The organism is Geomonas sp., from assembly GCF_035254065.1.
GTDB lineage: Bacteria > Desulfobacterota > Desulfuromonadia > Geobacterales > Geobacteraceae > Geomonas.
The window spans coordinates 18,742-27,252 of record NZ_DATFBA010000318.1 but is presented as its reverse complement, the minus strand read 5'-3'; the positions used below and the strand labels follow the sequence as shown (position 1 = coordinate 27,252).

The 8,511-nt window shown below is 61.8% G+C and carries 7 protein-coding genes; 3 read left to right on the top strand and 4 right to left on the bottom strand.

All coding sequences use genetic code 11. The features are described 5' to 3' along the window. From VJ604_RS14750 to VJ604_RS14735, 4 genes are all read right to left on the bottom strand, one after another. On the bottom strand, nucleotides 1–1,460 hold a 1,460-nt coding region (locus VJ604_RS14750; protein ID WP_324083772.1), incomplete at its 3' end, for an Ig-like domain-containing protein. A 443-nt stretch (nucleotides 1,461–1,903) separates the two neighbouring features. Continuing rightward, nucleotides 1,904–2,884, bottom strand: coding sequence for an outer membrane protein (locus VJ604_RS14745; RefSeq protein ID WP_324083770.1), 981 nt, complete (start codon nucleotides 2,882–2,884; stop codon nucleotides 1,904–1,906). A 108-nt stretch (nucleotides 2,885–2,992) separates the two neighbouring features. Further along, nucleotides 2,993–3,577 (bottom strand): superoxide dismutase, encoded by a 585-nt coding sequence (locus VJ604_RS14740; RefSeq protein WP_324083769.1) that lies wholly within the window; start codon nucleotides 3,575–3,577, stop codon nucleotides 2,993–2,995. Between the two features lie 216 nt (nucleotides 3,578–3,793). Continuing rightward, the gene (locus VJ604_RS14735) at nucleotides 3,794–4,816 is read right to left on the bottom strand and encodes a phosphatase PAP2 family protein (RefSeq protein WP_324083767.1); all 1,023 of its coding nucleotides are present in this window, start codon (nucleotides 4,814–4,816) and stop codon (nucleotides 3,794–3,796) included. Nucleotides 4,817–5,197: 381 nt separating this feature from the next. Between VJ604_RS14735 and VJ604_RS14730 the strand changes: the two genes are divergently transcribed. The 3 genes from VJ604_RS14730 to VJ604_RS14720 are packed head-to-tail and all read left to right on the top strand — an operon-like array spanning nucleotide 5,198 to nucleotide 8,397. After that, entirely contained in the window at nucleotides 5,198–6,448 is a 1,251-nt protein-coding gene (locus VJ604_RS14730) for an efflux RND transporter periplasmic adaptor subunit (protein WP_324083765.1), read from the top strand. Beyond that, nucleotides 6,449–7,171, top strand: coding sequence for an ABC transporter ATP-binding protein (locus VJ604_RS14725; RefSeq protein WP_324083763.1), 723 nt, complete (start codon nucleotides 6,449–6,451; stop codon nucleotides 7,169–7,171). After that, nucleotides 7,168–8,397, top strand: coding sequence for an ABC transporter permease (locus tag VJ604_RS14720; RefSeq protein ID WP_324083760.1), 1,230 nt, complete (start codon nucleotides 7,168–7,170; stop codon nucleotides 8,395–8,397). Before VJ604_RS14725 ends, VJ604_RS14720 begins: the two co-directional genes overlap by 4 nt. Nucleotides 8,398–8,511: the final 114 nt, after the last annotated feature.

Here is an 8,511-nt window from a genome sequence, read left to right as displayed (position 1 = left end):
AGGGTGGCACTATTGACGGTCAGCTGGGTGTTGCCCGACACGGTGCCGACCGAAGCGGTGATGGTGGCAGTTCCCTGGGCAATGGTGGTAGCTACACCCTTGGAGCCGGACACGTTGCTGATGGCCGCGACCGTCGGTTGGTCGGTTGTCCAGACTGCTGCTGCGGTGAGGTCTTCGGTAGTGCCGTCCGAGTAGGTGCCGGTGGCAGTGAAGGGCTGTTGGACCCCCACCGGGATGCTGGGGATGGCGGGCTGCACGTCGATGGAGAGCAGGGTGACCGAGGAATCCTTGACGGTGAGCTGGGTGCTGGCCGACACGCTGCCGAGCGCGGCGCTGACGGTGGTGGTGCCGGGAGCCACCGGCACCACGTTGCCGAAGGAGCCAGCGGCGTTGCTGATGGTTGCGACGGCGGTGTTGGACGAGGCCCAGGTGGCCTGAGTGGTCAGGTCCTGGGTGGAGTTGTCCGAGTACCTTCCGATGGCGGCGAACTGCTGCGGTGATCCCAGCGCGATGGAGGGGGAGAGGGGGATCAGTTCCAGGGCGACCAACGATGCCGAGGAAACGGTAAGGGTAGTCGAGCCTGTCACGCCGCCGGAGGTGGCCTTGATGGTGGTGGTGCCCGCTGCCGAGCCGCTTGCCAGGCCGCTTGCACTGATGGAGGCGACCGAACTGCTGGAGGAGCTCCAGGTAACCATGCTGGTGAAGTCCTGCTTGCTGCCGTCGTCGAAGATCGCGGTGGCGCTGAACTGCTGGCTGGCGCCGACCGCTATGGAGGGCAGGGTGGGGGTAACTTCGATGGATACCAGGTTGGCGGACGAAACGGTCATCACGGTGACGCCATTGACGACGTTGCCGCCGATGGTCATGCTGGCGGTGATGTTGGCGGAGCCAGCCGACACCGCGCTCGCCAGACCCTTGCTGCCAGCGGCGTTACTGATGGAAACGTTGCCGTTGGACGAGCTCCAGGTGACCTGACGGGTCAGATCCTGCTCCATCACCCCTGCAGCGCTGTTGAAAATACCGGTAGCGGTGAACTGCTGCTTGGTACCGATGGCGACCGTGGGTGAGATCGGCGTGATGTTGATGGAGGTGAGGGTGGCGGCGATCACCTTCAGCGAGCAGCTGCCGGAGAGTGATCCGGAGGTGGCCTTGATCACCGCGTTGCCGGCGGCAACCGTGCCGACCAGACCGCGGGAGCCGGCCGTGTTGCTGACCGCGGCGACGGCTGCATTGGATGATGTCCAGGTGACAGCCTCGGTGAGATCGCGCGTCGAATTGTCGGAATAGATCCCGGTGGCTTTGACCTGGGTCGCGGTTCCCAAGGCGATGTTGGCAGCCGTGGGCGTTACTTGGACCGAGACCAGGGTGACTTCGGGGTTAGGAGAGGGACCGGCACCAAGCAAGGTGCCACCGCCCCCTCCGCATCCAGCTAAAAGGGCCAACAACATCAACCAGTACAATAGACCTTTGAGTGTTTTTGCTGTGCCAGTCATCACATTCTCCCTCCCTGCTCATAAATTAAAATCCTTCAGGTGTTCATAGGTGTCGGCATCGCCACATTAAAATAAAAACACTTTTCATTTCATTGGTAAAAAGTATAGCAACCATTGGTTAAATGAAAAGGCACCAAAGTCTTAATTTTTTTGGAAAAAGAGTGCACCCGCAAGTAGCGGGCCAGGCGATTTGTGAGGCGAATACCGGTTGAGTCATTAAATAATTTGTAATTTCGCAGTGTTGCAAGGTGGCGTGGCTGGTGCCCCTCAGCTGAAAAAGTGGGTCGGGGGCGGTTTTCTCAGGACAGATGGCTGCTGGTCGAGTGAACAACATGAGGGAAAAGAGAGGTCTGAGGGGGCTATTGTGAGGCGATTATGGTGGTAGGAGGGCGGGCGTACCGAGGAAAAAATTAGAAGCGGTACCCGAGCCCTCCCATGATAATGTCGCTGTCCAGATCGTTTCCGGTCACCATCCGGTTCCAGGAAACACGGAGGCCCCAGTGTGGGGTGAACCGATAGCTCCCCCCCAGGGTGACCATGCAGGCGAAGCGCTGGTCATCGTCAACCAGCGCGTTGTGGTAGTGGCTGAGGCTTAGGTAGGGGCCGACGCCGACACCGACCGAGATGAGCCCCTCCAGGAGGTCCTGGTTGGCCCAGACCTGGCTGACCAGCCCGTCACGTCGCGCCAGCTTGTCATTTCCCTCGTAGATGTTGCCGATGGTCCAGTCCAGGTGGCGCAGGAACCGGTGACGATACTCGATCTCCCCGGACATGGCGGTTTCCGATTCGAAACTGTTCTGGATGGTCTGTCCCAGGAAGGCCGTGATCTCGTTTTGGGCTTCATGCTCGAACTCCTTGCCGGGACGGGGCTCCAGGTTCGGATCGAAGTGGTAGCCGATGCCGCCCAAAACGGAGGCGCTGTCGAAGTTTTGCCCGCCGGTAGTCCAGTTGGTGCGCAGCTCGAAGATCAGGTCGTTCTGCAGGTGCCAGGCCGCGGCGAAACTGAGCATCGCCTTGGTGCCATGGTCGTTGGTGAACCCTTTGGCGTTGAACGCCCTGGTGGTGTCGAGGTAGAAGTAGGGACCCAGGGCGGCGGCCACCGTCAACCGTTTTGCGAACAGCTCGCTGCGCAGCCAGAGCTGCGCGGTGTAGCCGTCCCTGCGGTGGCCGTCGACATGTCCTTCGTTGAGGTAGGAAAAACCTGCAGCCAGGTGTCGGTAGAGATCCTGGCGGTACTCGAGCTGCCAGGAGTAGGAGGCGTCTTGGGGATCAGAGGATCTCATCACCCCCCCCAGCGCGAAGAGTTCGGAAGCGTTGGCGGCCGGGGGCGCCAGGGCGGCCATCAGCACGGCGAGGGCATACAGGAGTGTCGTCAGTTTGAAGGTTGCCATGTCAGTTCCCCTTGCTCCCGCCGATAAAAAACAAAGGCCTCAATCCCGCCGAGGCCTTTGCGTTTACCCATATTCCTGTTGCCGTTGCGTGCAAAGGCCGCCTGTGGGCTACATTTTCATCCTCTGCTCGACCGCGTTCCAGTCGACGTTCTTGAAGAAGGAGGCGATGTAATCGGCCCTTTTCAGGCCGTAGTCGGTCAAGAAGGCGTGCTCGAAGACGTCCATGACCAAAAGCGGGACGCAGCAGGCGGGGTGGCCTGCGTCGTGCTCGTTGATCCAGAAGTTCTGCAGGCTGCCGTTGGTGACGTCCTGGTAGAGGATCGCCCAGCCGATGCCGCGCATGGCGCCGGTTGCTTTGAAGTCCTTTTCCCACTCCTCGTAGCTGCCGAACTCCTGGCGCATCTTGGCACCAAGCTTCCCTTCCGCGTTCAGCGGGCTCTTGCCGCCCAGGTTCTCGAAGTAGCACTCGTGGAGACGCATGCCGTCGAACTCCCATCCCAGCCTGCGTTTCATCTCGGCGTACTCGGGATCGGCTCCCTTTCCTTCCTTGCGGAGGTTGGCCAGCTTCTCGGTCAAGGTATTGGTGTTCTTCACGTACCCCTCGTACAGGGTGAAGTGGTTCTTGAGGAGCGTTTCGCTGAAACCTTCCATGCCGATCAGCTTCGTGAAATCCTTCGCTTGGAACGTCATCATAACTGTCTCCTTGTTTAATGTGATTGTTATTCGAGCTGCCGGCCGCCGAGCCGCTTCAGGTGGGGCTGCCGACAGACTCTGGGAAATTTTACACGTTGACCTATTGGTGTCAAATGGGCCTGGTGACTAACGGTATTTGTGATCCAGCGAGCAGCTAGGTGGGGATTCCACCTCCCCGAGTGGAAAGGGGAGGGGCGGGTGGGAGATGCGGAAGCGTTAGAACTGGTAGTTAACTTTCAGGCCGGTCATCTGCTGACCCAACTGGGGCATGATGGTCAGCCGCTTGCCGAGGAGCTGGTCCTTGTCGTGTTCATGCCACTTGAGGAGGGCCTTGCTGGTAAAGTAGCCGAGCGCGCCGCCGAAGAAGACATCGGACGCCCAGTGCTCGTTAATGTAGATGCGGGAGAGACCGGTCAGGGTGGCCAGCGAGTAGGCAATGGCAGGCACCCAGGCGTTGTCCTTGTACTGGTCGGCGAATACGGTGGCGATGGCGAAAGCCGAGGCGGTGTGGCCGGAGCTGAAGGATACGTTCTTCATGTAGTCCGGACCGTCGAAGGTCGTGGCGCGGTCTCCGGTGTTGGGGCGGTGCCTCCCCCCGATCGCCTTGACCCCTTCGGTCAGCAGCCCCGAAATGGCGAAACTCTCCAGCGCCAGCAAGGAGGTCTTGCGCGCCTTGTGGTCGTCGCCCAACGCGCCGTAAGCGTAGAAGGCCCCCACCAGCGGCAGGGTGTAGAGACCGTTCCCCAGGTCGTTGCCGAGGGCGGCGAACTTGGAGGTCACGTGATTCTGATGGTCCTGGGCGAAATCCTTGATCTTGTCATCCACCAGCAGCAGGGTGCCGGTCACGCCCACTACCACGCCGACCCTCAACCAGTCCTTCTTGTCCCAGTGGATGGGGGAGGCGATGATCTTGCCGGTATCGATGGCAACGCCCTTCAGGTAGTGGAGGTTCAACTTGTCGATATCGGTGGATTGGGGATCGGGGCCGCTTTGCTCGGGGACGGTCAGCTCCTGTGCCCTGCTGGCAGGGTGATCCTTGGCAGCGCTCGTGAAGTCGTTTGCTGCCGGCGGTGCGTTTTCGGCGTCGGTGGTTGCCGTGGTTTCCTGTACGGTCGGTACTGACTGCCCGACTGCCGCCGCTGGCTGGGCGGAAACCGGTGCAGGTGCTGCATGGACGGTTATGGAGAAAAGGGTGGAGGCCAGCATTACCACCCCTGCGGTCAGTTTTTTTATCGGCATCGCACGCTCGTCGTCTTCATGATCCCTTGCTCCTTGTATGGCTATGGCAGGTCGCCGTTTTAGTGTCGCGGCATCATACTGTCGCCCAGCGGTAAAAACAACACAAAAACGGTTATTTAGCGCTAATACCTAAAGTATGACTTTACCAACAGGTAATCGGGTGAGCATTGAAAAACTTGAGGCGAAGCGGGGCGGACAACGGGAGAGGGTGTCGCAAAGGGTGCAGATCTTTATCATTGACCCGTGCACGGAGGACCGATAAACTGACGACTTTCGAAAACCCTGGCGGTTCGCTGTCACGGTTTGCGCGGAAACCATTTTTCCTGCACATTCCGGGGGTAGCTTGGCAGGCATCCCCATCGTCTTCCATGAGGTGAACTGGTGAAAAAAATTGTAGCTTTGGCGGTACTGGTGCTGGCGGCGCTTTGCCTGGGCGGCTTCTTCTATTTCAAGAAGCCCCCCAAGCCGCAGTACAAGACGCTCAAAGTCGAGCGTGGCACCATACTCTCCACGGTTTCCGCCACCGGAACCATCAACGCCGTGGTGAACGTCCAGGTCGGCACCCAGGTCTCCGGCACCATCTCCAAGCTGTACGTCGATTTCAACTCCCAGGTGCACAAGGGGCAGCCGATCGCCCAGATCGACCCGGCGCTCTTTCAGTCGGCCGTCCAGCAGTCCCGCGGCAACCTGCTGAGCGCGCAGGCCGCCCTCTCCAAGGCCAAGGTAACCCTGGCTGACGCCAAGCGGACGCTGGGGAGGAACAAGCAGCTCCTGGAACAGGGGATCATCTCGCAAAGCGACCTGGATACCGCCCAGACCGCCTACGACTCCGCGCTGGCCGGGATCTCCGCCGCCGAGGCGAGCATCCTGCAGAGCCGGGGCGCGCTCAAGCAGGCGGAGACCAACCTGGCCTACTCGACCATCAGGTCCCCGGTGGACGGCATCGTGGTCTCCCGAAACGTCGACGTTGGGCAGACGGTGGCCGCCTCCTTCCAGACCCCCACGCTGTTCACTATCGCCCAGGACCTCACCAAGATGCAGATCGAGACCAGCGTCGACGAATCGGACATCAGCCGGGTCAAGGTCGGCCAGCGAGCCACCTTCACGGTGGACGCCTACCCGGATCAGCAGTTCGTAGGGCAGGTGACCCAGATCAGGAACGCTCCGGTGGTCACCCAGAACGTGGTGACCTACGTGGTGGTGATCGGCGTCAGCAACAAGGAGCTCAAACTGAAACCCGGCATGACCGCCAACGTGTCCGTGCAATCCCAGAGCAAGGAGGACGTGCTGAAGATCCCCAACGCCGCGCTGCGCTTCAAGCCCAAGGAAGGGAAGGACGGGGGCAAGCCGGCGGCCGCGGCACCGGCCTCCATGCCGGCCGGCCAGGGACAAGCTGCCGGCGGGAAAGGGGAGGCGGGCAAAGCTCCGGCGGGCAAGGGGGGCGGTCAGAAGGTCTACCTCCTGAAAGCGGAAGGAACGGCGCAGCCGGTCTCGGTCACTACCGGGATCTCGGACGGCAGCTTCACCGAACTTGTCTCCGGGGAGGTCAAGGAGAACGACCAGCTGATCGTCGAGCAGGTCGGCCAAGCGAAGAAGAGCGGCATGGGATCGCCGATGGGACCGAGGTTCTAGATGAGCGAAGTGGTCCGTCTCAGCGAGGTCGCCAAGGTCTACAGCATGGGTGAGGAGCGGGTGGAGGCCATGAAGGGGGTCTCCTTTTCGGTCAGCCGCGGCGAGTTCGTCTCCATCATGGGAGCCTCAGGGAGCGGCAAGTCCACCTGCATGAACATCCTTGGCTGTCTCGACGTCCCCAGCGCCGGCCGCTACCTGCTGGATGGCGTGGATGTGGGAGAGCTTTCCCAGGACGAGCTCGCCCGCATCAGGAACGAAAAACTCGGCTTCGTCTTCCAGGGGTTCAACCTGCTGCCCCGGACCTCCGCGCGCGAAAACGTCGAGCTCCCCCTGGTGTACGCGAGGATGCCGGCCAGCCAGCGGCGTGCGCGCGCCCTCGCCGCCCTGGAGCGGGTCGGGCTTAAAGGACGGGAGGGGCACTTCCCCAACCAGCTCTCCGGCGGCCAGCAGCAGCGCGTCGCCATCGCCCGTGCCCTGGTCAACGAGCCCTCCATCATTCTGGCCGACGAGCCCACCGGCAACCTCGATTCCCGGACGACCGTGGAGATCATGAACATCTTCCAGGAGCTCAACCGGCAGGGGATCACCATCATCATGGTCACCCACGAGCCGGAGGTGGCCGACTTCACCGGTCGCCACATCATCTTCCGGGACGGTCTGCTGATGAGCGATACCCTCCATACCCCGAAAAGTGCTTCCCTTGCTGCGGAGGTCTCCCCGTGACCAGCTTCCTGCAGAGCCTGCGCATAGCCCTGCGCGCCCTGAGAGTCAACAAGATGCGGGCGCTTCTCACCATGCTGGGGATCATCATCGGCATCGCGGCGGTGATCGCCATGGTCGCCATCGGTTCCGGCGCGAGCAAGATGATCTCCGACCAGATCTCCAGCATCGGCTCCAACTTGCTCCTGGTGCTGCCCGGTTCGGTGACCAGCGGGGGGATGCGCTCGGGGAGCGGAGCCACCCAGAACCTCACCTATGACGACGCCAAGGCGATCAAGGCGGAGTTCCCGTCGGTGGCCGAGGCCGCCCCCACCGTGCGCGGCACCGGCCAGGTGGTCTTCGGCAACCAGAACTGGTCCACCATCATCAACGGGGTGACCCCGGAAATCGTGGTGGTGCGCGACTGGTCGTTGGCCTCAGGGCGTAACCTTCTGCAATCGGACGTGGACGGGGCGACCAAGAATTGCTTGCTCGGCCAGACGGTCGCTGATAATCTGTTCGGCGCTTCCGATCCGGTGGGAAAGGTGATCAGGATCAGGAAGATCCCCTTCACCGTGGTGGGGATCCTGGGGCGCAAGGGGCAATCGCCGCAGGGGCAGGACCAGGACGACGTGGTCTATGTGCCGCTGACCACCGCCCAAAGGAAGCTGATCGGCGGCCAGTTCCCCAACGCGGTGGGGTCGCTGCTGATCCAGGCCAAGAATGCCGAGGTGCTCAAGAAGGCCGAGGAGGAGGTGACGGCTCTGCTCAACCAGCGCCACCGCATCGGTCCCAGCCGCGAGGTCGACTACTCGATCAGGAACCTTTCCGAGATCCTGGCCGTCTCCGAGCAGTCCTCCAAGGTGATGTCCATGCTGCTCGGCGCGGTGGCCTCCATCTCGCTGGTGGTGGGGGGGATCGGCATCATGAACATCATGCTGGTCTCGGTCACCGAGCGTACCCGGGAGATCGGCATCCGGATCGCCATTGGCGCGCGCAAGAGGGACATCCTCCTGCAGTTCCTGACCGAGGCGGTGCTGCTGACCACCTGCGGCGGCCTGATCGGCATGCTGCTCGGGGTGCTGGGCGCCTACCTGGTGGCGAAGCTGGTCGGCTGGCCCACGCTGGTTTCGGTGAAAACCATCGTCATCGCCTTCGCCTTTTCGGCAGGAGTCGGGGTCTTCTTCGGGTTCTACCCCGCCAGAAAGGCCGCCTCGATGAACCCGATCGAAGCGCTCCGCTACGAGTAAGGTACCCCATCCTCACCCGCCTTCGCGCAAGCTACGGCGGGCAAGCTCCTGTCCCTCCCCGTGAAGGGGAGGGGACGTGTCCTGGGGCGTATGGGGAAATAGTGGGGCCTCCCT